Raw genomic sequence first — 21,517 nt, forward strand, 5'->3', positions numbered from 1 at the left:
GTGCGCTGTGTTCAAGGCCAGGCGAGGGCACACCTGTATGCGGGACGACAGACGCGGGGGCGGTGGGATCGGCGGCCGATGCTCGGACGCCCTCCAAAACTACACTGTCCGAGACGGACGACTCCACCCCCGAGCGGGGGATCGGCGTGCCGATCCGGGGCCGGGAGCTACGGGCTCGGTCGCGGCTGGACATGCGTCAGCGCGGAACCCCGTGGCTGGGGTTCCGCGCTGACGGCGGGACTCAGTTGAAGCTGTCGCCGCAGGCGCAGGAGCCGGTGGCGTTCGGGTTGTCGATGGTGAAACCCTGCTTCTCGATGGTGTCGACGAAATCGATCGCCGCGCCCTGCACGTAGGGGGCGCTCATGCGGTCGACCACCAGGTTCACGCCGCCGAACTCGACGGTCAGGTCGCCGTCGAGGCTGCGGTCGTCGAAGAAGAGCTGGTAGCGCAGGCCCGCGCAGCCACCGGGCTGCACGGCGATCCGCAGCGCGAGGTCGTCGCGACCTTCCTGATCCAGCAGCGCCTTCGCCTTCGAGGCGGCGGCGTCGGTCAGCGTCACCCCGTGGGTGGTGGTCTCGTTCTGCACAGTCATGAACTCTCCTAGGGCACCGTGTTCAACCGTGAACTGTGCACGGCTCAAAGGCTGTCAACGCCGCTTCCCGGGCGGCTATTCCTCATCCTACGCGGGACCCGGCGACTCATCCGCCCTACCCACCCGGAGATCCGGCGGTGCGGGCGGCGCGAGCCCTCGAGCTGGGCGGTAAGCCGCGACCATGGTCGTGACCGGGCGGGATGTCCGTCTATCCGGCTACCGGCGCCGCCGTTTCAGCCCGGTCGGGGCTAGGTTTCGTGTGGTCGACGACACCGGAAACGGACCACGTTTTCCGGACGAACGTGGGATCGAATAGCCTGGTCGGCGTGAAGTTCCTGCGCCGCGGCGAGTCCAGCACCACCGACGACACCACCTCCGCTTCGTCGAACGGCGATTCGGCGACGGTTGCCGAGCCGAACGTCACGCTCGGCAAGGGCCGTCCCACCCCCAAGCGGCGGGACGCCGAAGGGCGTCGGCGCGGTCCCGTGGCGCCCGCGCCCATGACCGCCAAGGAGGCGCGCGCCCGGCGCAAGGCCAATCGTGGCAACAGGGAGCAGCGCAAGGTCGCGGCCGCCCAGCGGCGCGCCGAGAATGCGGACCGGCGCGCGCGCATGCTCGCGGGTGAGGAGCAGTTCCTGCTGCCGCGCGACCGCGGCCCGGTGAAGGGGTACGTGCGTGATGTGGTCGACGCGCGGCGCAATCTGCTCGGACTGTTCATGCCGCTGGCGCTGGTGCTGATTCTGACCATGTTCCTGTCGCCGGTACTGCAGGCGTACGTCACGCTGGCCATGCTGGTCATGATGGTGTTCATGATCGCCGAGGGCTTCGTGCTGGGGCGGATCGTGAACAAGCGGGTGCGGGAACGCTTCCCGGACGCCGAGGATTCCAGCTTCTCGCTGGGCTGGTACGCGTTCGTGCGCGCCTCGCAGTTGCGCAAGATGCGCGCTCCCAAGCCGCGGGTGCAGCCGGGCGCGAGCGTCTAGGGGGATCGACGCGGGCGGCCCCGCTCCGAGTATCGACTCGGAGCGGGGCCGCGTGCTTTCGGGGCCTATCCGTGCTCGCGGATGGTGCTGATCGCATTGAGTTCGGCCAGTGCCCGCTGGGTGTCGCGGTCGACGACGTCGTAGGAACCGGCCCGCCGCGAGCCTTCCTCGCGGTGGAAGGGTACGGCCCGCCCGGCGGCGGCGAACAGGGTGAACGCGCGGCGGAACAGGGTGATCGCCGTGGCGATGCTGCGACGCTCGCCGCGGGAGACGGTGCTGGCGGGGGTGGTGATGGCGGTCATGGCTTATGCCTCCTGCTCGTCGGAAGTCTCGGTGCCGCCGGCCATCGCCGCGCCGGTGACCATTGCCATGGCGGTCATAACGGTTGCGGCTGCGAGTATTGCGGTGACTGCGTGCATGGCAGTAAGTTTTCTCTCGCGAGCTTTCTGCCAACAGTGGCAGTACTGACATTGTTCGCAAAGATTCGGCCAGATAGGCTGGGGCTATGTTGTCCAAGGTCGCCGTGGTGCTCAACGAGCGCCTCGCCATGTTCGAATTCGGCGTCGTCTGCGAGGTATTCGGGCTGGACCGGCGAATGGACGGGCTGCCCTACTTCGACTTCCGCGTCTGCGGGCTCGAACCCGGCAAGCCGCTGGGCAGCAGCACACCCGGCATCACGGTCACGCCCGAATACGGGCTCGACGAGCTGCGGAACGCGGATCTCGTTGCCATACCGGCGTTTCCGTTCGGTGTGCTGGAACAGACCGATCCACGGGTGATCACCGCGGTGCGGGAAGCCGCCGAGAACGGGGCCACCGTCCTCACCGTCTGCTCCGGGGCGTTTCTCGCCGGAGAAGCCGGACTGCTCGACGACCGCAAATGCACCACCCACTGGAAATACGTGGACGATCTCGCGCAACGGTATCCGAAGGCGACCGTCGACCCGGATGTGCTGTTCGTGGACGAGGGGGATCTGATCACCAGTGCGGGCACCGCCGCCGGGATCGACGCCTGCCTGCATCTGGTGCGGCGCGAACTGGGCAGCGCGGCGGCCAATGCCATCGCACGGCGCATGGTGGTGCCGCCGCAGCGCGACGGCGGACAGCGTCAGTTCATCGAACGCCCGGTCCCCGAATGCACTTCAGACAGCCTCAGCGACACCCTGAACTGGATGAACGAGCACCTGGAGTTGCCGCATACCGTGGAGGCCCTGGCCGCCCGCGCCGCCATGTCCACCCGCACCTTCGCGCGCCGCTTCGCCGCCGAAACCGGGACCACGCCGGTGAAATGGCTGACGGGACAGCGGATTCTGCTGGCCAAACAGCTGCTGGAGGACACCGAACTGGATCTGGAGTCGGTCGCGCATCGGTGCGGATTCGGATCGGGGGCGTTGCTGCGCCACCACTTCCAGCGGCTCGTCGGCATCGCGCCCACCGAGTATCGCCGGCGCTTCGGGGCGCATCCGGACGAAGTGGGAGTCTAGGGGGGCTCGGCCCGCGCACCGCCCGCGCCGGGGGTGTTGCCGGAAGCGGTCGCCGGTTACTGTGCGGGAGATGAGCATCGAATTCCTGCTGACGACGCTCGTCATCGTCGCAACGCCCGGAACCGGTGTGCTGTTCACCCTCGCGGCCGGGCTCGCCAGGGGCACGCGGGCGAGCGTGATCGCCGCGTTCGGCTGCACCCTGGGCATCGTTCCGCACATGATCGCCGCCGTGACCGGTGTGGCCGCGGTGCTGAACACCAGTGCCGTGGCCTTTCAGACGCTGAAGTATCTCGGCGTCGCGTATCTGCTGTACATGGCGTGGATGACCTTCCGCGACAAGGGGGCGCTGACCGTGCCCGAGCAATCGGGCGCCGCCCCGGGCGCTGGGCGGGTGATCGGCGCGGCCGTACTGGCCAATGTGCTGAACCCCAAGCTGACCATCTTCTTCTTCGCGTTCCTGCCGCAGTTCGTGCCCGCCGGGTCCGCGAATGCCGTGCCGCGCATGCTCGAGCTGAGCGGCGTGTTCATGCTCGCGACTTTCGTGGTGTTCGCGGTGTACGGGGTGGCCGCGGCGGCGGTGCGGGACCACATCATCACGCGGCCCGCCGTGGTGATCTGGATGCGGCGGGTGTTCGGGGCGTCGTTCGTGGCACTCGCGGGGCGGCTGGCCGTGCAGAACCAGTGAGCGGACGGGCCGGGTAGATGCGCCCTCCGGGGGCTTGGGTCCGGGCGGGTTCACCGGTGGCTGCGTTGTGCCGGGCGGCATTCGGGATGGGGCCGGGTGCGGCGTTCGGAGAGTCGGAGGCACGTCATCCGTGCTGAGACAGGTGACCGCGGCCAGGCGGGATGGCTGACCGCGGCCAGGCGGGATGGCTGATCGTGCGCCCGGTCGGTGCGTGGGGTGCCGGGGTCGAGGGCGGCATTCGGGTGGGGCCTTGGCGACGAGGTCGCGCCGGTGCGAGAACGCATGCCGCCACCATGTGCGGGGCAGGACTACGGACCCTGGGTGCGCGGGGAGGGACCCGGTCACTCATGTTCACCGGCTCGGGCTGGTGTCGGCGTGGGTTGGGGAGCGCCGTGTGGCGCGGTGATTGATACCGTGCTGACCGTGTCGCACACTGCTCACTCAACCGATCGGCCGCTCCGCACACTGGTGCTCGGCGGGGCGCGGTCCGGAAAATCGGCGTTCGCGGAACAACTGGTGGCCGCGGGGCCGGTGCGGTACATCGCCACCGCCGTGGTCGATCCGGCGGATACCGACTTCGCCGAGCGGATCGCGGCGCATCAGGCGCGCCGCCCCGCGGACTGGACGGTGGTGGAGGGCGACCCGATCGCGGGCCTGGGCCAGCCCACCCCCGCGACCCTGATCGACGACCTCGGCACCTGGCTCACCGCCCGCCTGGACGCCCGCAAGGCGTGGGAGCTGCCGCGCGGCACCGTGGGGCCGGATCTGGACGCCCTCGTCGCCGCCGTCGCCGGCTATGCGGAGCGGCTCGTGATCGTGAGCCCCGAAGTCGGGTTGGGCATCATTCCCGCCACCCGTTCCGGACGGCTGTTCCGGGATGAGATCGGCACGCTCAACCAGCGGCTCGCCGCGGTGTGCGATGAGGTGTATCTGCTCGTCGCCGGGCAGGCGGTGCGGGTCAAGCCGGGCGTGGATGGCGCGGACAGTGGTGCCGCCGGTGAGCGGCGGGCGGCGAGGGATGCCGGGGCCCATGCGGTGCTGGTACCCGTGTCGCACAGCGCCGGTGCGGGAGCCTCTGTCCGTGAGGTGATGAAAGCTGAAGCCGCGCAAGATGATTCGGTCGCCCTCTCGGTGCCTGCCGCAGTGGGGGGAGCTCATTCCGCGGCGGCGGGCGTCGATGACGAGCCAACCGATGGTGGTGCCGGGCAGGTGGACGGGGCTGCCGGGGGCGCAATTGCTTCCTTTGACGGCGAGGGTGCGCAGCGGCGGGTCGGATTGTCGAAGGGGGGTGCGGTGGCGGTGGAGTTCGGGCCGGTGGCGGGACCGGATGCGGCGATGCGGGCGGCCGCGGGGGAGCGGCAGGGGCAGTTGACCAAACCGGCGGGGGCGCTGGGGCGGCTGGAGGCGCTGGGGAACTGGGTGGCGGCATGTCAGGGGGTGTGTCCGCCCAAGCAGTTCGAGCGGGCGCGGGTGGTGGTGTTCGCGGGGGATCACGGGGTGGCGCGGCACGGGGTGTCGGCGTATCCGAGCGAGGTGACCGCGCAGATGGTCGCCAACTTCCTGCACGGCGGCGCGGCCGTGAATGTGTTGGCGCGGTTGGCCGATGCCACCGTGCGGGTGGTGGATTTGGCCGTGGAGGGCGATACCGCGGCGGAGATCTCCACCTTCAAGGTGCGCCGCTCCAGCGGGTCCATCGACCGCGAGGACGCCCTCACCGAAGACGAGACCCGCACCGCGCTGCACGCCGGAGCGGCCCTCGCCGACGAGGAAATCGATTCCGGCGCGGATCTTCTCATCGCCGGAGATATGGGCATCGGCAACACCACCCCGGCCACCGTGCTCATCGCCGCCGTCACCGACACCGAACCGGTGGTGGCGGTCGGCCGCGGCACCGGCATCGACGACGCGGGCTGGATGCGCAAGACCGCCGCCGTGCGCGACGCCATGTGGCGGGCGCGCCCCGTGGTCAAGGACCCGCAAGCCCTGCTGCGGGTCGCGGGCGGCGCGGATTTCGCCGCCATGGCCGGATTCCTCGCGCGCGCCGCCGCCCGCCGCACCCCGGTGATCCTCGACGGTGTCGTGGTCACCGCCGCCGCCCTGATCGCCGAACAGCTCGCGCCCGGGGCCAGCGCCTGGTGGGTGGCGGGTCACCGCTCCAGCGAACCCGCCCACCAGATCGCGCTCGACCGACTGCGCCTGGAACCCCTCGTCGACCTGACCATGCGACTGGGCGAGGGCTCCGGCGCGCTCACCGCACTCCCGATCCTGCGCGCGGCCGTGGCAACCCTCGGCGAGATGGCCACCTTCGCCGAAGCCGGTGTGAGCACGGCTGATTCATCGGACGGTGGTGCGACCGTGGGTGGTTCTTCGGAAGCGGGTGCGAACGCGCCTGGCGCATCGGAAACGGGTGCGAGCGTGGGTGGTTCGTCGGGAGCGGGTGTGCGCGCTGGCAATTCGACAGAATCCGGTGGGGGCGGAACTACGTCGTCCGAAGCCGGGGTGGGTGCAGCCGACTCGCCGGAAGCCAGTGCGTAAGGGACGGCTCTCACGCGGGTGCCGCCCACTGCGCCGGTGCCCCGGACCCGCCGACCCGTGCGATGCGGACCAGGCTACGGCGGCTGATATCCGGACGTGCCGCGGTCCTGCCGCCAGCGCGCGGCGGTACCGCCCTGCGCACGCAATGGAGCCCATCCGCCGTCGCCCCCACGGTCATCCTCATCGCGAGGGGGGACTGGTGGCGGTGGCCACTCGCACGACGCCGCCACCAGTTCCCCCTGATCGTTCGTCCACCGGCGGTGATGCGCGGACGGTGAGGAGCGGCCGGGTCGGGGCACGGGTTCGCGGTGCCGTCGGCTCGGCGTGCGGCGTAATGCGGGAACCTGCATGCCGGAGGAGTCGGTGAAGGGGCTCGCGCTGGCCGTGTCGTGGCTGACCGTGCTGCCGGTGCGAGGGCCGGAGCAGGTGGATAGGCGCGCGGCGGCGGGCGCTATCGCGTGGGCGCCCGTGGTGGGGGTGCTGCTGGGCGCGGGGGCCGTCGCGGTGATGTGGGTGCTCGCGGTCGCGGGGGCCTCGTCGCTGCTGGCTGGTTTGGTGGGCGTGGCCGCGCTGGCGTTGGGGACGCGGGGGATGCATCTCGACGGGCTCGCCGACACCATGGACGGGCTCGGGAGTTACGGCCCACCCGAGCGGGCGCGGGAGATCATGAAGAGCGGTGGGGCGGGGCCGTTCGGGGTGGCGGCGATGGTGTTCGTCATAGGGATACAGGCGGTTTCGTTCGCGGCGCTGGTGGATGCGCAGCGGTGGCCGGCCGTGGTGGTCGCGGTGGCGGTGGGGCGGGTCGCGGTGGTTCTCGCGTGCCGCAGCGGGATCGACGCCGCCCCGGGGGCCGGGTTCGGGGCTTTGGTCGCGGGAACGCAGGGGCGCGCGATCGGATTCGCCTGGGCCGCAGTCGCTCTGGTGGCAGCGGGATTCGTCACCGATGCGTGGTGGCTGGGGCCGATCGCCGTGGGAGCCGCGCTGGCGGCGGCCACCGCGCTGGTCCGCCACGCTGTTCGCCGGTTCGGCGGGCTCAACGGGGATGTGCTCGGCGCGGCGGTGGAGGTGGCCACGACGGTCGCGGCCGCGGTATCGAGTCTCGCGCTGTAATCGGACGGGGAGATTCGACCCTCATCGGCATCGCGGTGACGGGGGAGTCGCCGCCGAATAATTCGGTTGCGGCGGGAGTCATGTGCTCCCTACGGTTTCTCGCATGACATGTCACTGCGCCCCCTACTTCATCCGTATGCGCTACGGCCGGGCTCTGGCCCGCTAGCGGACGCGGATTCTTCTCTCGGCGTCCGCAGGCGCGCCCAGGGCCCTTCGAGACTCATTCGACTCGAGGACCCGAAAGGGCACACGCTGTGGCGCAAGATTTTGCACACCGAAACTACTCGCATACCCAGCGCAAGGTCACCAGCGGCAGCGGCGCTCGCACGCCGCGTGACCATGCCAGGCGCACCCTCTCGCAGAACTTCCTGGTGAACCGCGACGCCGTCCAGCTCATGGTGGCGGTGGCCGAACCGACCGGGCTGGTGCTCGAACCCGGCGCGGGCGAGGGCGTACTCACCACGGAACTGGCTCGTCGCGGCGCCCGGGTGACCGCATACGAGATAGATCCGCTGCTGGCGATGAAGCTCTCCGCGCGAACCCGACGCGAGAGCGGAATACGCGTCGTCCGAGGTGATTTCACCAAGGCGAGGGCTCCGCGCGAACCGTTCGCCGTGGTCGGCAACATCCCGTACTCGGTGACCGCCAAGATCGTCGACTGGTGCCTGACCGCACCCGCTTTGACCTCGGCGACCCTGCTCACCCAGCGGGAGTACGCGCGCAAGCGTACCGGCGACTACGGCCGCTGGAGCCTGGTGACGGCCGAAACCTGGCCGTGGTTCACCTGGGAACTGCACGGCCGGGTCGACCGGACCAGCTTCCGGCCCGTCCCCTCGGTCGACTCGGCCATCCTGCGGATCGTCCGCCGCCCGGAACCGCTGGTGCGGGAACGGAACTCCTACCTGGAGCTGGTCCGGACCGGCTTCACCGGCCTCGGCGGCTCCGTCCGCGCTTCCCTGCGCACCCGCTATCAGGGCGTGGACGAAGCGCTGGCCGTCGCGGGCATCGACCGCGACACCGTGGTGGCCTACGTCCACCCCGACCAATGGGTGACGCTGCACCAGCAGCTCACCGCCTAACTCGGTCCGGTGTCGCCGCATTCGCGGCGACACCGGACCGATCGGGGTCATCCAGCCATACACCAGGTTGAGCCGCCGTGATACCGGCAACTCCCACGGCACCCCACCTCCGCCGCGAACCCTTGCCATTCACCGCAACCCTCCCGGAAAATGGATCGCATCCAGCCGTTTTCACAAACCGACGGTTCATCCGTTAAAGTTTTCGAGCAACACCGGTCCGGGTGGCGGAATGGCAGACGCGCTAGCTTGAGGTGCTAGTGCCCGTATTAGGGCGTGGGGGTTCAAGTCCCCCTCCGGACACCGCGCATTTGTAGCATGCCGTGCCGATGCCCAGCCTCTTCGCTAAGGCGCATCGGCGGAGGTTCCACGCATGATGGGACCTACGCCGCTAATCCCATATCGCTTTGGCGGACGAGTAGCAAGCACTCGCTGCTCCCGGGGCGAGCGTCGAGAGAACCCTGGACTTCTCGACTCAAAGGCGGCTGAACGATCTCGGAACGCGCAGTACGGCGGGGGTGGACCGGTCGGGTTGACTCGACGAGTGGATTTTCAGCCAGCGCCGGCGATTGTCACGACCCGGGGCGAGCGTCGGACCGGGGGCGAGCCTCGTCAGGTGCCCAGCCTCGTGTCGACGTGTAGTGGTGGTCGCGACGGGCAGGCTGGCAAACTGTTGGCAATCGCGATAGCCTGGTGTGCGCCTACGGTGCCGGCGCTTCCCCGGTCGGTGATCGTTTGCGAACTCGTCCAGACGGTCGTGGCGAAACTGTGACGCCTACACACATCTCGCGTATCTGGGCGATTTCGTGTACTGGGAGATGCTGCCCGGTACGGTCGGTATCCGCTGTGCCGTAGAGCTATGCGGGTGGTGGGGCGAACCGTTTGGCGTATCGGACGACGGGGGCGGATTCCATGCGGTCGACACCGTCCAGTGCGCCGATTCGGTACGAGACGTAGTCGAACAATTCGTCTGCGTTGCGGCACACGATGATCACGAACAGATTGTGGGTTCCGGTCGTCGCTCCCACGAATGCTGTTTCAGGGTCGCCGATCAGTGTGCGGGACACATCGACCAGATTCGTCGGGGCGACGCTCAGCCACAGCAGACATTGTTCGGTGAATCCCAACCGGATCGGATCGATTTCGACGTCGAATCTCAGGATGAGTGAACGTCGCAGCTCTTCCAGCCGACGTCGCACAGCCGACTCCGACCAGCCGACCGTGCGAGCCAGGGTGGGATAGCCGACGCGGGCGTCGGCCGCCAGCGCCGCCAGCAGTCTGCGGTCGAAGTCGGTGAGCTGGGCCGGCTCGGAGGTCGAGATCAGGGGGTAGTGCGGGGTCAATGCGGCGATCTGGTCGGGGGTCAGTGCGGAGGTGCGGCCGAGCCACGGGCGATCCTTCAGGTGTCGCAGCAGGCGCTGTGCGTCCACGTGGAGGATCTGAGGATGGCGGGCCAGGGGCTCCAGCGGCGCGGGACCGCCGTTCGCGGTGCGCAGCAGCAGGACCAGTTCGGTTCCGCTGGAGAGCGGAGTCACCCAGGCGGTATCGGGCCGGGCCGCGAGCACGCGCGCGACGCCCGCCGTCGCGTCAGGGGGTAACCGGAGCCGCACCAGCCATTCGGCGTGGCCGGTCCGTCGGCTGTTGAGGGCGGTGGTTATCCGTGCGGCGCGGGTCGAACGCAACCGCCCGTAACGGCGGGCGAGGGTGCGATCGGAGACATCGAGGATGTCGGCGATCTTGCTGAACGGGGCTCGCGCGTCGAGCTGGAGCGCATGCAGTAGTTGCCGGTCGAGGACGTCCAGCATGTCCGAATCCACCCAGACAGACTAGAACGGTGTCGGAATCCGGCGTGCTGCCGGTCCGTTGTGGTCGGAAGGCGGTCGGCGGCGCCAGCATCGGTGTCATGACGAACGACATCAACGGCATTCACCAAGGCGGCATCCTCACCCGAGATCTCGACGATTCGACGAAGGAGATCCGCCGATGAGAAACCGATACCTGGAGGGTGTTTTCGCTCCCCTCGAACAGGAGCACACCCTGACCGAGCTGCAGGTGATCGGCGACATTCCGGAATATCTGGATGGCCGCTATCTACGCAATGGCGCCAACCCGGTCGGAGAACTCGATCCGGCGTTCTATCACTGGTTCGTCGGGGACGGGATGGTGCACGGTATCCGCATCCGCGACGGCCGGGCCGAGTGGTACCGCAATCGCTGGGTCAGGGGACCGGAGACCTCGATGGCGCTGGGGGAGGCACACGTACTCGGCGACGGCGCGGTCGGGATCGGCGCCAACACGAACGTGATCGCGCACGCTGGGCGCACCCTCGCACTCATCGAGGGCGGTGGTACACCGGTCGAGCTGAGCTATGAGTTGGAGACCGTCGGGATCTGCGATTTCGGCGAGCAGGTCCGGGGCGGCTACACCGCCCATCCCAAGCGTGATCCGGACACCGGTGAGCTGCACGCGGTGTCGTATTCGTTCGATCGCGGAAATCGGGTGCAGTACACCGTCATCGGCACCGACGGACGAGTACGCCGGGCCGTTGACATCGAGGTCGCCGGCATGCCGTTGATGCACGACTTCTCCCTGACCGAAAACCACATCGTGCTGTACGACCTTCCGGTCACGCTCGACCCGCAAGAAATGGGGGGACTGTCCGATCAGGCTGGTGCGCTCGTCGGAGCGCCGATGCCGGAACCAGCACGGCTGGTGCTGTCGGCGATGCTCGGCCGGATCCGAGTGCCCGACCCGCTGGCCGCGCGCCGGACACGTGACCTTCGGCTGCCCTACGGCTGGAATTCCCGCTATCCGGCGCGGATCGGCGTCATGCCGCGCGCGGGCGGCAATGACGATGTGCGCTGGTTCGAGATCGAGCCCTGCTGGGTGTTCCACCCGATGAACGCCTACGACGACGGCGACACCGTGGTTCTCGACGTCGTGCGGTACCCGGTGATGTTCGACCGGGACCGGACCGGTCCCGAGGAGGCATCGCCGACCCTGGACCGATGGGTACTCGACCTCGTCGCGGGCACCGTCCGCCAGGACCGCGTCGATGACCGGGCACAGGAGTTCCCGCGCGTGGACGAACGCCGGGTGGGCCGTCGTCACCGGTTCGGCTACGCACCAGCGGTTGGTCCGGGCGCCACACCCGGATCCACCCTGCTCAAACACGATCGGCTTCATGGCACCACCACTGCCCGCTTCTTCGGAAGACACGCACGGGTGGGCGAATTCGTCTTCGAACCAGCGGCGCCTGACGCGCGCGAGGACCAGGGGGTGCTGATGGGATTCGTCCACGACATCGGCTCCGGTCGCAGCGCACTGGTCATGTTGGACGCGGAAACGCTGGAAGACGTCGCCTCGATCGAGCTACCCCACCGGATCCCGGCCGGATTCCACGGCAACTGGATTCCGGGCGACGGGTGAAGACCACCGCATATCACCGGACGGCAGCGAATGCGGAGCGTTCACGCCGTCGACACTCGATCCCCATCCCTACTCGGAAGGAGTGAAAATGCTGGGCGGGGCGGTGGCGGGCCGGTCGAGCCGACCACGGCCGCGGTGGCCGCCGCGGCGACGAGGCCTTCTGGGGGCACGGCGCTTGCTGACAGGTGAGATATTCGGTGTGACAGCGATTCCCGCGACGACGCGCGGTACCGGGTGGAGGGACCATGGTCCTCGATGTGCTCGACCGAAGGCCGTAGCGGCACGAGGTCGCGGCGACCACGATGGTCGGCATGACCGGGTACGACGGCCTGGAGGCCGATGAGATCGTGGCTCGGCTGCTGGATTCGCCGGAGCCGTCGATCCGGTGGCGCGTGCTCACCCGGCTGCTCGGAACGCCCGCGGACGATCCCGCGGTGCGGTCGGTGCGGGCGGATATCGCTGTCAGCGCGCGGGTGCGAACGCTGCTGTCGGAACGTAGGGACGACGGGACGCTGCCGTTCCATCCGTACGGCGCCACGTGGTACGGCGCACATTGGGTGTTGGTCGCACTGGCCGAGCTCGGTTATCCCGGCGGTGACGAGTCGCTGATCCCGTTGCGGGAGCAGGCGTTGGGGTGGGTACTGTCCGCGGAGTACCGCACACGCCATATCGGACAGGTGCGGGGGCTGCCCACGCTGCATGCCTCCATCGACGGGAATCTGCTGTGGGCGTTGCTGAGTCTCGGGCTCGCCGACGAACGCGCCGAGGAGCTGGTGACCCGTCTGCTCGCCACCCAATGGCCCGACGGCGGCTGGAACTGCGACCGGCACGCGAGTGGGCGCGTCTCCTCGTTCGTCGAAAGTCTCATTCCGCTGCGCGCACTCGCGCTGCACGCTCAGCGGACCGGCCGGGAGGACAGCCGAGACGCGGTGGTCCGGGCCGGTGAGCCTTTCCTGAGCCGCCAGCTGTTCCGGCGCATCAGTGACGGCACCGTGATGGCGAAATCGTTTGTACAGCTGCATTTTCCATGCTACTGGCATTACGACTTCCTGTTCGCGCTCACCGTGTTCGCGGAGGCGGGGCTGATCACCGACCCGCGCTGCGCCGCCGCCCTCGACCTGCTGGAGTCCAAGCGGCTGCCCGACGGTGGCTTCCCCGCCGAAGCGCGCTACTACCAGGTTCGTGCCGCGCCCGGCGGTAGATACCGTTCGCTCGTCGACTGGGGGCCGACGGGTCGGCATCGGTTCAATCCGTGGGTGACCTGCGCCGCGCTGACCGTGCTGCGGGCGGCCGATCGCCCGCTCTCACGCATCGATGAAATGGTGGAACCGTGAGGATTTCGGCAGACGCGAGGATATCTGGTCCTCAGCCGGATCCGATATCGCCGCGATAGGCGAGTTCAGTACCGGTCGGCGCGCGACGACAGAGATGTCGGCGCGAATGATCATCGACCTCTTACGGGTAGCGCTCCCTGCCGCGCCCAAGGCGGAATCGCGAGATCGGTCATGTTGTGGCGGTGCGCGAGTCATGATGGAAGGCGAACATCAGCGCTGTCGGAGGTTGTGGTCATGCGCGAAGCGTCATCGGGGAACGTGGAGAGTTTTGTTCTCGGTGACGTGCTCGCGAATCGGGCCGTTACGCACCGGACCGAGCCGTTTCTCCGGTTCCACGGCGGGCACATCGGCTATGGCGAGGTCGATGAGATGGCCAATCGGGTTGCGCGGGGGTTGATTTCGTCGGGTGTGCGGCCGGGGGACCATATCGCGGTCATGCTGGGGAACTGTGCCGAGTTCGTGTACGTGATCTTCGCGTTGGCGCGGTTGCGGGCGGTGGCGGTGCCGGTCAATACCGCGCATCGAGGGGAGATGCTGCGGCATGTGCTGGTCGGCTCGGATGCCGCGCTGTTGATCGCCGACAGCGATTACGTCGAGCGGTTGGTTCCGTTGGCGCGCCGGGTGCCCGGACTGCGCACGGTGGTCCTCGGGCCGGGAGCCGCCGGAATGCCGGAGCGGGCCGACGATATCGGGATACCGGTGCTGCCGTGGTCGACCCTGCTCGATCACGGTGCGGAGCCGCCGCGCGTGGAGGTCGGCTTCCATGATCTCCAGGCCATCATGTTCACCTCCGGCACCACCGGACCGTCCAAGGGGGCGATGTGTTCGCACGCGCTGGCCTTGACCTGCGCGTACGATTCGCTGAATTATCTGGACCGGTGGGGAAAGTCGATCTATTGCCCGCTGCCGCTCTTCCACGCGGCGGGGCTGTGGGACGGGGTGCTCGCCGCGCTGCTGTGCGGTGGGTCGATCGCGATCGTGGACCGCTTTCACGCGTCGACGTTCTGGGACGATGTGCGCCGCTTCGACGCCGCCGTGGTGATGAGCGTGTTCTCGATGATCCCGATCCTGCTCAAACAGCCGCCGTCCCCGCGCGACAAGGATCATCCGCTCGAGATGTTCTATATGGGCAAGTCGAGTCTGGATGAGCCGCTGCACAAGCGATTCGGGGTGCGCTCGGTGGAGACCTACACCAGCACCGAGGCCGGGATCGCCACCGGCAGCCCGTACGGCCAGTGGCGGGTGGGTTCCTGCGGCACGGTGCACGATCGGCGGTTCCATGCCGCGGTGGTGGACGAGTACGACCGTGAGGTGGGGCCCGGCGAGCCGGGGGAACTGGTGCTGCGGCCGAAACAGCCCTATGTGATCACCACCGGTTATCACAAGGCACCGGAAGCGACCGCGCGGTGTTTCCGAAATCTGTGGTTCCACACCGGTGATCGGGTCTGGCGTGACGAGGACGGGTATTTCTTCTTCCTCGACCGCATGACCGACTCCATTCGGCGTCGCGGCGAATCGATTTCGGCATTCGACCTCGAATGCGAGGTGAATATGCACCCCGCGGTTCTGGAATCCGCGGCCATCGGCGTGCCGTCCGAACTCGAGGAAGAGGACGTCAAACTGGCCGTGGTGGTGCGTCCCGGCGCGCGACTCGACGTGGAGGAACTCGTCGAGTTCTGTCAGCGGCAGCTGCCCGGTTATATGGTGCCCCGCTATATCGAATTCGTCGACGCGCTGCCGCGTACGCCGACCGACAAGGTCGCCAAATACCGGCTGCGCGAACAGGGTGACCACGGCGTCACCGCCACCACCTGGGACCGGCAGGCACAACCGCCCGCCGCCCGGCCGACCACTCCCGGTGACCGCTGTGCACTGGGGTGATACACCGGAGCAAGCCGCATTCCGCGCCGAGGTGCGGGCGTTCATCGCGGCCGAATTCCCCGCCGAGTACCGGCCCGACCCGGATGCGCAGCACAGTCTGGAACCCGAGGACGTCTGGGGCTACAACTGGCCGGTCGACCGGGTGAGCGCCGATCCCGACCGGGCGGCCGGGGCGCGGCGGTGGGCGGCCGCACTCGCCGCCCGGGGGTGGATCGTTCCGCACTGGCCCGAGGAGTACGGCGGCGCGGGGCTGACCGCGGTGGCGGAGTTCATCCTGCACGAGGAGATGATGCGGGCCGGGGTGCCGACGGTGAACGGGATCGGCGCGTTCCTGCTCGGTCCGACGCTCATCGCGCACGGCACGCCGGAACAGCGGGCGCGACACCTACCGCCCATCGCCAGCGGTGAAAGAACCTGGGCACAAGGCTTTTCCGAGCCCGGCGCGGGATCGGACCTGGCGTCGCTGCGCACCCGGGCGGTGCGCGACGGCGACGACTACATCCTCGACGGGCAGAAGGTGTGGACCTCGCTGGCCCACTGCGCCGACTGGCTGTTCGTGCTGGTGCGCACCGACCCGGACGCGCCGAAGCACGCGGGCATCACCTTCCTGCTGGTGGATACGGCCACACCCGGTGTGACCATCCGGCCGATCACCGATATCCGCGGCGACACCCCGTTCGCCGAGGTGTTCTTCGACGGCGCGCGAGTGCCGGTGCGCAACCGGGTCGGGGCCGAGAACCGCGGCTGGTACGTGGCGATGGACGCGTTGAGCTTCGAACGGGCCGGAATCGGCGCGACGGTGAAACTCGAGCGGGCGCTGACGCGACTGGTCGAGCAGGTGCGCGCCGACGGCGGCTCCGCGGTGCTGCGGCACGAGATCGCGCGTCGCTATATCGAGCTGCGGGTCCTGTACAACCTTGCCAGGTATACGGTTTCGCGTCAGGCGCACGGCGGCGTGCCGGGTTACGAAGCATCGGTGAATCAGCTGTTCGGAGCGGAACTGGCGCAGCGGCTGGCCCGCACCGGCACGAAGGCGTTCGGCGAACTCGCCCAGCTGACCGCGCCGGGCGAGCGGCATCCGCTCGCCGCCGAATTCACCCGCCTGCGATTCGACGCGGTGGCCGCGACCTTCCTCGGCGGCACCACCGAGATCCAACGCAATGTCATCGCGACCAGAGGTCTGAACCTACCGAGAAAATAGTCCCCCGGGAGAAGGTGCCGATGTACGAAACCCTCGACGTGACAATCGAAGAACGCGTGGCCTGGCTGACGCTCAACCGCCCGCAGAAACTCAACGCCCTGACTCCCACCTCCATGGCCGAACTGCGCGAGGTGTTCACCAGGGTGGACGACGACGAGGACGTATGCGTCGTGGTGCTGCGCGGTGCGGGCGATCGCGCGTTCTGCGCCGGTATGGACCTGGGCTGGTCGGAGGGCCTGACGCCCAAAGAGCGGGTCGAACAGGGCCGTCTCGGTGAGAAGACCTTCGCCATGATGGAGCGGCTGTCGATTCCGGTCGTCGCCGCCGTGCACGGTTACGCGGTCGGCGGTGGGCTCGAACTGGCGCTGGCCGCCGACTTCATCGTCTGCTCGGATGACGCGAAGCTGGGACTGGTGGAGATCACGCTCTCGGCTCGCCCGCCCTACCAGCCGAAATACATGAACGGCAGCGCGGACCCCGACCAGCCTGCCGTCGGCGGCTCCGCGCCCGGCTGGGGTGGGGTGAAACGGCTGCCGGAACGCATCGGCAAGGCCCGCGCCAAGGAACTGCTGTTCACCGGCATCCAGGTGGACGCGCAGCGGGCACTGCAACTGGGGCTGGTGAACAACGTCTTCCCGGCCGCGGAATTCGACAAGCACGTGGGCGAACTGGCCGAGCGGATCGCCGCCATGAACCGCTACAACCTGCGGCTGGTCAAGGAGTTGGTGTCCAGCGGCTACGACTGGATCGAACCGCACCCGAGCTGAGGAGGCGCCGTGCGCATCTACCGAATCGACCACATCGCCCAGCTGGTGCCCGATCTCGCCGCCGCGACGCGGAAATTGGAGGGGCTGTTCGGCTTTCGCCGCACCAGCAGCTGGGACAACCCCGAGCAGGGCGTCACCGGGGTGCGGCTGACGGTGCCCGGCAGTTGGGGGCAGGACTGGGTGGTCATCGCTCCCTCCGGTGACGACTCACCGCTGCACGCCGCACTCGAGCGGCAGGGCGGCCGACCGGCCGTCCACCACATCGGCGTCGAGGTGCCCGACCTCGAGGCGGCGCGCGCCGAACTGCACAAGCTGGGGCTCGAACCGGCCGACGGGCCGGGCTGGATCGAGTCGTCGCTGACTCCACCCGAGGACGGGCCGGGCGTGCGTTTCCGGCTGCGCGGGCCGGGCACCCTCGCCCTGGTCGGTGACGAGCACGCCACCGCCGCCACCCCCGCCGCCGCGACCGGACCGACGCTCGGCATCGTGGCGATCGACCATATCTGCCAGGCGTTCCGGGACCGCGAGGTGCTGGCGACCTGGTACGCCGAGCTGGCCGGGTTCGTGCCGGTGTGGAAGACGCCCATCGACGAATGGCCGGATATGGCCGACCTGGTGCTCACTATCCCCGGTTCGGCGATCTGCTGGGAGATCATCCAGCCGCGCGGCGAGGATTCGTTCATCGACCGGTTCCTGGCGAAGGACGGTCCGGGCGTACACCATGTGACCTTCCAGGTGGCCGAGTGGGACGCGGCGCTGGCCGCCTGCGAACACCATCACACGCCGACCTTCGACCACGATGCGGGCGTCACCGACGGTGCGGCGTGGCGGCACACCTTCATCCACCCCAAGCACGCCGGTGGCGTACTCGTGCAGCTGTTCTGGGAGGAGCGGCCGGGCGTCTGGGTGCGGTCGGACAAGATTCCGGCGAACAGCTGATGGACCTCACCCTGACCGAGGAGCAGGAGCTGATCCGGTCCACCGCCCGGGAATTCCTGAGCGCGGCCGAGCTGTCGGGGAAGGTCTGGACGGCCGAGCCGTCGGGCAAACTCTGGACGGCCGAGCCGTCGGGCAAACTCTGGACGGCCGAGCCGTCGGGCAAACTCTGGACCCGGATGGTCGAACTCGGTTGGGCCGGGCTGCCGTTTCCGGAGGAGTACGGCGGGCTCGGGGCCGGATTCCTGGAACTGTGCCTGGTGCTCGAGGAGATCGGCCGCGCGCGGGTGCCCAGCCCACTCGCGGCGACGGTGGCCTGCTGCGGGATGCCGGTGATGCGGTACGGCACCGCGGCCGAACGCGCCGCCTGGCTGCCCGCGATCACCGGCGGACGGCTGCTCACCCATGTCGAAGGCATTGCGGCGCAAGCGGGAACGCTGCACGGCACGGCGATGTTCGTGTCGCACGCCGACATCGCCGACACCCTGCTGGTCGTCGCGCACGCCGACCGGCCGCTGGCGGTGCTGATCGATGGCGCGACACCGGGAATCAGCCGCGAGCCGCTGGCGGTCGTGGGCGACGAATCGTATCGGGTGAGTTTCGACCACGTGCCGATCCCGGAGGGGGCCGTGCTCGCGGCCGGATCCGAGATCGCCGCCGCCACCGCCGCCTACGGTGCGGCGGCGACCTGCGCGGAGATGGTGGGTGGTGCGCAGGCGGTGCTGGATATGACGGTCGACTACGCCACCCAGCGCGAACAGTTCGGCCGGCCGATCGGCGCTTTCCAAGCCGTGCAGCATCATTGCGCCGATATGGCCGTCGAGGTGCTCGGTGCGCGGCTGCTGGCCTACGAGGCGATCTGGCGGCTGGCGGCCGGGCTGGACGCGTCGACCGAGGTGGCGCTGGCGAAATCGTGGGTGTCCGAGGTGTACCAGCGGGTGTGCGCCACCGCCCACCAGGTGCACGGCGCCATCGGGTTCACCGCCGAACACGGATTGCACCACTACACGCGGCATGCGATGGCGTGCGCACTCGCCTTCGGCGACACCGACCACCATATCGGCACGATCGTGCGGCACCTCGGTATGGGCGACTGACCCGGCCGGGGCCGCGACACCCGTCGGTCTCCGGGGCCTGCCAGGTGTTTCGCCTCCAGCCGGAACAGGTGTCGAAGGGGGAGTGGCGAGCGGGTGGTTGCAGTACCGTCGGTGGGCAGCGCCCGAACGACAGAAATGCGGTCTCCCATGATTGCTCGGCACGGCGGCGAGCAGCCGCCGATCCTGTTCCTGCACGGCGTTTTCGGGCGTCCGGCGCTGCTGCGCCCGTGGCTCGACCACTTCGAGCGGGCCGGTTTCGACTGTGTGGCACCGGCGCTGCCCGGACGCGATCCGGTCGATCACGCGGTACTGCGCCGCACCGGTATTCGCGACTGCGTGGAGGTGGCGCTGGCCGCCTACGACGACCTCGGCGAGGACGCCATCGTGATCGGACACAGTATGGGCGGCCTGATCGGGCAGCGGGTGGCGGCCGCGCGGGCCTGCCGCGCTCTGGTGCTGCTGGCGTCCATCCCGCCCGGCGTGCTGTGGCCGCAGCTCCGGCCGCTACCGCATCTGTTCCCGGTGCTGCCCGCCGTGCTGGCCGGTCGATCGTTCCTGCCGAGCGAGCGCACCATGCGCGAGGTGCCGCTCAGCACGCTCACCCGTGCGGAGCAGGAACGGATTGTGCCGCAACTGGTTCCGGACTCCGGGCGAATCTTCCGCGCCATGACCCTCGGGCTGCCGTCGGTCCGGGTCGACGCCGCGGCCGTCACCTGCCCGGTGCTGTGCGTCAGCGCGGGCGCGGACCGCAATGTCGCGCCGTGGATATCGGCGCGCATCGCGGCCCGCTATCGAGCCGAGCATCAGCGGCATCCCGGTCTGCCGCACTGGATCATCGCCGAATCCGCGGTGCCGCGGGTCGCGCCGCCGGTCCTGCGGTGGTTGCGCGACACCCTCGAACTGCCGGAGCAGCCGGGCAGCGCGATGTAGCGCGAGCAGCCGGACAGCGCGATGGGACCCCGGGCCGTTCGGCCTGTGATCAGGGGATGACGACCGGTTCGGGGTCGGCTGCCGGGTCGTCGGCCCAGCGGTGACCGGCCTCGCGCGGGGTGATGCCCGCATCGGTCCACGCGGTGAGCAGTTGCGCGACCTTGCTGTGCATGGTGGTGCGCAGGCGGTCGAAGGACGTCTCCGGGATGTCGTCGACCTGGCCGAGCAGCAGCCACCACGCCCAGGCGACGGCTCCGGCGTTGGCGACGAAGTCGGGGAGCACCGGGATGCCGCGGGCGGCGAGCATGGCCTCTGCCTCCGGTGTGGTGGCGGCGTTGGCGGCCTCGACGATGACGCGGGCCTTGACGTCGAAGGAGTTGTCGGGGGTGATCGCGTACGAGATCGCCGCCGGGACAAGGATATCGACATCGGCGGACACGATCGCGGTGCGCGGCAGCCGCTCCACATCCGCGGGCAGCCGGGAGCGGTCGATCTCGCCGAAACCGTCGCGCAACTCCAGCAGCGCCGGGATGTCCAGGCCGCCGGGGTGGTGCAGGGTCTCGGCGGCGTCCGCCACCGTGGTGACCCGCATGCCGGCCTCGTGCAGGTAGTAGGCCGCCGCACCGCCCATGGTGCCGACGCCCTGGATGGCGACGGTGGTATCGGCGGGGGCCCGGCCCCAGGAGACGGCGGCGGCGAGGCAGGCGTGCGCGACACCGTAGCCGCCGATCACGTCACCGAGTGCGAATCCGCCTTCCACCCGTGCGTTCAGGCCGTTGCGGACCCGTTCCAGGGTGGCGGCCGGGTCGGCGGCGCGCCGGATGGCGGCGTGATAGCTCTGACCAAGGCCGAGTCCGGCGAACACCTCGTCGATCAGGTGCTGCGGTACGCCCAGATCCTCCGCGGTCACCCAGTGCGCGTCGATCCACGGCCGCATGGCCGCGCAGAAGCGCTCCAGTACGCGCGGGGCGCGCGGGTCCTTGGGGTCGAAGTCGATGCCGCCCTTGGCGCCGCCGATCGGCAGGTCGAAGGTGGCGGTCTTGTTGGCCATGCCGCGCGCCAGATCCTCGACCTCGCTCAGTGTGCAGCCCGCCCGCATCCGGGTGCCGCCGGTGGCCAGGCCCGAACGCAGGGTGTGGACGACGAGGTAGCCGACCGCGCCGGTCAGCGAATCCGTCCACTGCATGCGCAGATACGGTTCGGGCCGGTGCGGTGTCGGTGCGACCGGCACCGGGGAGATGGTCGGAACCGGCTGTGTCGTCATCGGGACGCTTCCGCCCGGGTTCTGCATTGTCGTCATGACGAACCACCTCCTCGTCGTGCTCGTGTCGGTCATCACCGCCTACAGGGAACGCCACGTTGCGTAGTCGCGAGTCCGGGGCTTCGTGATCGCTCTCCTGATCACTCGCGTGCCACCAGAGTGCGGTCCCACCTGCCCGCGCGTCCATTTACGGTTCGTTCACGGGAGTATTCAGCGT

19 protein-coding genes and 1 tRNA gene are annotated in these 21,517 nt (G+C 69.1%); 16 read left to right on the forward strand and 4 right to left on the reverse strand.

The genetic code is table 11. The features are described from left to right. Positions 1-241: 241 nt before the first annotated feature. A complete protein-coding gene (gene erpA, locus QJS31_RS07560) occupies positions 242-592 on the reverse strand; it encodes an iron-sulfur cluster insertion protein ErpA (RefSeq protein ID WP_029929660.1) in 351 nt (116 codons plus the stop codon). A 326-nt stretch (positions 593-918) separates the two neighbouring features. On the opposite strand from erpA, the gene QJS31_RS07565 reads away from it, so the two are divergent. Next, complete coding sequence (locus QJS31_RS07565) at positions 919-1,575, forward strand: DUF3043 domain-containing protein (RefSeq protein ID WP_306356301.1); 657 nt, start codon at positions 919-921, stop codon at positions 1,573-1,575. Positions 1,576-1,640: 65 nt separating this feature from the next. Here the strand turns inward: QJS31_RS07565 and QJS31_RS07570 are convergent, their stop codons facing one another. After that, positions 1,641-1,877, reverse strand: a complete 237-nt coding sequence (locus tag QJS31_RS07570) for a hypothetical protein (RefSeq protein ID WP_306356302.1) — start codon at positions 1,875-1,877, stop codon at positions 1,641-1,643. A gap of 203 nt (positions 1,878-2,080) precedes the next feature. Between QJS31_RS07570 and QJS31_RS07575 the strand changes: the two genes are divergently transcribed. The 6 genes from QJS31_RS07575 to QJS31_RS07600 all read left to right on the forward strand — a co-directional run bounded on the left by QJS31_RS07575 (position 2,081) and on the right by QJS31_RS07600 (position 8,767). Beyond that, positions 2,081-3,058, forward strand: coding sequence for a helix-turn-helix domain-containing protein (locus QJS31_RS07575; protein ID WP_282785477.1), 978 nt, complete (start codon positions 2,081-2,083; stop codon positions 3,056-3,058). 70 nt (positions 3,059-3,128) lie between these two features. Next, entirely contained in the window at positions 3,129-3,743 is a 615-nt protein-coding gene (locus QJS31_RS07580; RefSeq protein WP_282785476.1) for a LysE family translocator, read from the forward strand. A gap of 423 nt (positions 3,744-4,166) precedes the next feature. Continuing rightward, a complete protein-coding gene (gene cobT, locus QJS31_RS07585; RefSeq protein WP_306356303.1) occupies positions 4,167-6,278 on the forward strand; it encodes a nicotinate-nucleotide--dimethylbenzimidazole phosphoribosyltransferase in 2,112 nt (703 codons plus the stop codon). Between the two features lie 363 nt (positions 6,279-6,641). Then, positions 6,642-7,388, forward strand: coding sequence for an adenosylcobinamide-GDP ribazoletransferase (locus tag QJS31_RS07590; RefSeq protein ID WP_282785479.1), 747 nt, complete (start codon positions 6,642-6,644; stop codon positions 7,386-7,388). 254 nt (positions 7,389-7,642) lie between these two features. Further along, a complete protein-coding gene (erm, locus tag QJS31_RS07595; RefSeq protein ID WP_306356304.1) occupies positions 7,643-8,467 on the forward strand; it encodes an ErmE/ErmH/ErmO/ErmR family 23S rRNA (adenine(2058)-N(6))-methyltransferase in 825 nt (274 codons plus the stop codon). A gap of 215 nt (positions 8,468-8,682) precedes the next feature. Next, positions 8,683-8,767: transfer RNA gene (locus tag QJS31_RS07600), tRNA-Leu, on the forward strand. A 554-nt stretch (positions 8,768-9,321) separates the two neighbouring features. On the opposite strand, the gene QJS31_RS07605 is transcribed toward QJS31_RS07600, so the two are convergent. Then, a complete protein-coding gene (locus QJS31_RS07605) occupies positions 9,322-10,281 on the reverse strand; it encodes an Lrp/AsnC family transcriptional regulator (protein WP_282780401.1) in 960 nt (319 codons plus the stop codon). Between the two features lie 17 nt (positions 10,282-10,298). Here QJS31_RS07605 and QJS31_RS07610 point away from each other — a divergent pair, with 17 nt between their 5' ends. The 9 genes from QJS31_RS07610 to QJS31_RS07650 all read left to right on the forward strand — a co-directional run bounded on the left by QJS31_RS07610 (position 10,299) and on the right by QJS31_RS07650 (position 20,039). Beyond that, positions 10,299-10,451, forward strand: a complete 153-nt coding sequence (locus tag QJS31_RS07610) for a hypothetical protein (RefSeq protein ID WP_282780399.1) — start codon at positions 10,299-10,301, stop codon at positions 10,449-10,451. Beyond that, a complete protein-coding gene (locus tag QJS31_RS07615; protein WP_306356305.1) occupies positions 10,448-11,893 on the forward strand; it encodes a carotenoid oxygenase family protein in 1,446 nt (481 codons plus the stop codon). The genes QJS31_RS07610 and QJS31_RS07615 overlap by 4 nt, the downstream gene beginning before the upstream one ends. Before the next feature lie 311 nt (positions 11,894-12,204). Continuing rightward, the gene (locus tag QJS31_RS07620; RefSeq protein ID WP_282780395.1) at positions 12,205-13,227 is read left to right on the forward strand and encodes a hypothetical protein; all 1,023 of its coding nucleotides are present in this window, start codon (positions 12,205-12,207) and stop codon (positions 13,225-13,227) included. 234 nt (positions 13,228-13,461) lie between these two features. Beyond that, entirely contained in the window at positions 13,462-15,108 is a 1,647-nt protein-coding gene (locus QJS31_RS07625; RefSeq protein ID WP_306356306.1) for an AMP-binding protein, read from the forward strand. Further along, a complete protein-coding gene (locus QJS31_RS07630; protein ID WP_282780391.1) occupies positions 15,095-16,309 on the forward strand; it encodes an acyl-CoA dehydrogenase family protein in 1,215 nt (404 codons plus the stop codon). Before QJS31_RS07625 ends, QJS31_RS07630 begins: the two co-directional genes overlap by 14 nt. 20 nt (positions 16,310-16,329) lie before the next feature. Continuing rightward, positions 16,330-17,076 carry an enoyl-CoA hydratase/isomerase family protein gene (locus tag QJS31_RS07635; RefSeq protein WP_306356307.1) on the forward strand — a complete coding sequence of 249 codons (747 nt, stop codon included), beginning with the start codon at positions 16,330-16,332 and terminating at the stop codon, positions 17,074-17,076. Positions 17,077-17,085: 9 nt separating this feature from the next. After that, positions 17,086-18,015 (forward strand): VOC family protein, encoded by a 930-nt coding sequence (locus QJS31_RS07640; protein ID WP_306356308.1) that lies wholly within the window; start codon positions 17,086-17,088, stop codon positions 18,013-18,015. After that, entirely contained in the window at positions 18,015-19,109 is a 1,095-nt protein-coding gene (locus tag QJS31_RS07645) for an acyl-CoA dehydrogenase family protein (protein ID WP_306356309.1), read from the forward strand. The genes QJS31_RS07640 and QJS31_RS07645 overlap by 1 nt, the downstream gene beginning before the upstream one ends. A 147-nt stretch (positions 19,110-19,256) precedes the next feature. Then, positions 19,257-20,039, forward strand: a complete 783-nt coding sequence (locus QJS31_RS07650) for a carboxylesterase (RefSeq protein ID WP_306356310.1) — start codon at positions 19,257-19,259, stop codon at positions 20,037-20,039. 49 nt (positions 20,040-20,088) lie between these two features. Here the strand turns inward: QJS31_RS07650 and QJS31_RS07655 are convergent, their stop codons facing one another. Continuing rightward, the gene (locus QJS31_RS07655) at positions 20,089-21,303 is read right to left on the reverse strand and encodes a Glu/Leu/Phe/Val dehydrogenase dimerization domain-containing protein (RefSeq protein WP_306356371.1); all 1,215 of its coding nucleotides are present in this window, start codon (positions 21,301-21,303) and stop codon (positions 20,089-20,091) included. Positions 21,304-21,517 lie beyond the last annotated feature (214 nt).

The sequence above is a fragment of the Nocardia sp. CC213A genome (assembly GCF_030766805.1).
In the GTDB taxonomy this organism is placed as follows: Bacteria; Actinomycetota; Actinomycetes; order Mycobacteriales; family Mycobacteriaceae; genus Nocardia; species Nocardia otitidiscaviarum.

Excerpts from the sequence above, each read along its gene's own strand:
- QJS31_RS07655 (WP_306356371.1), bottom strand. The coding sequence starts at position 21,303 with ATGACGACACAGCCGGTTCCGACCATCTCCCCGGTGCCGGTCGCACCG.
- QJS31_RS07580 (WP_282785476.1), top strand. The coding sequence starts at position 3,129 with ATGAGCATCGAATTCCTGCTGACGACGCTCGTCATCGTCGCAACGCCC.
- QJS31_RS07575 (WP_282785477.1), top strand. The coding sequence starts at position 2,081 with ATGTTGTCCAAGGTCGCCGTGGTGCTCAACGAGCGCCTCGCCATGTTC.
- QJS31_RS07650 (WP_306356310.1), top strand. The coding sequence starts at position 19,257 with ATGATTGCTCGGCACGGCGGCGAGCAGCCGCCGATCCTGTTCCTGCAC.
- QJS31_RS07635 (WP_306356307.1), top strand. The coding sequence starts at position 16,330 with ATGTACGAAACCCTCGACGTGACAATCGAAGAACGCGTGGCCTGGCTG.
- erpA (WP_029929660.1), bottom strand. The coding sequence starts at position 592 with ATGACTGTGCAGAACGAGACCACCACCCACGGGGTGACGCTGACCGAC.
- QJS31_RS07625 (WP_306356306.1), top strand. The coding sequence starts at position 13,462 with ATGCGCGAAGCGTCATCGGGGAACGTGGAGAGTTTTGTTCTCGGTGAC.
- QJS31_RS07570 (WP_306356302.1), bottom strand. The coding sequence starts at position 1,877 with ATGACCGCCATCACCACCCCCGCCAGCACCGTCTCCCGCGGCGAGCGT.
- QJS31_RS07645 (WP_306356309.1), top strand. The coding sequence starts at position 18,015 with ATGGACCTCACCCTGACCGAGGAGCAGGAGCTGATCCGGTCCACCGCC.
- QJS31_RS07615 (WP_306356305.1), top strand. The coding sequence starts at position 10,448 with ATGAGAAACCGATACCTGGAGGGTGTTTTCGCTCCCCTCGAACAGGAG.
- QJS31_RS07620 (WP_282780395.1), top strand. The coding sequence starts at position 12,205 with ATGACCGGGTACGACGGCCTGGAGGCCGATGAGATCGTGGCTCGGCTG.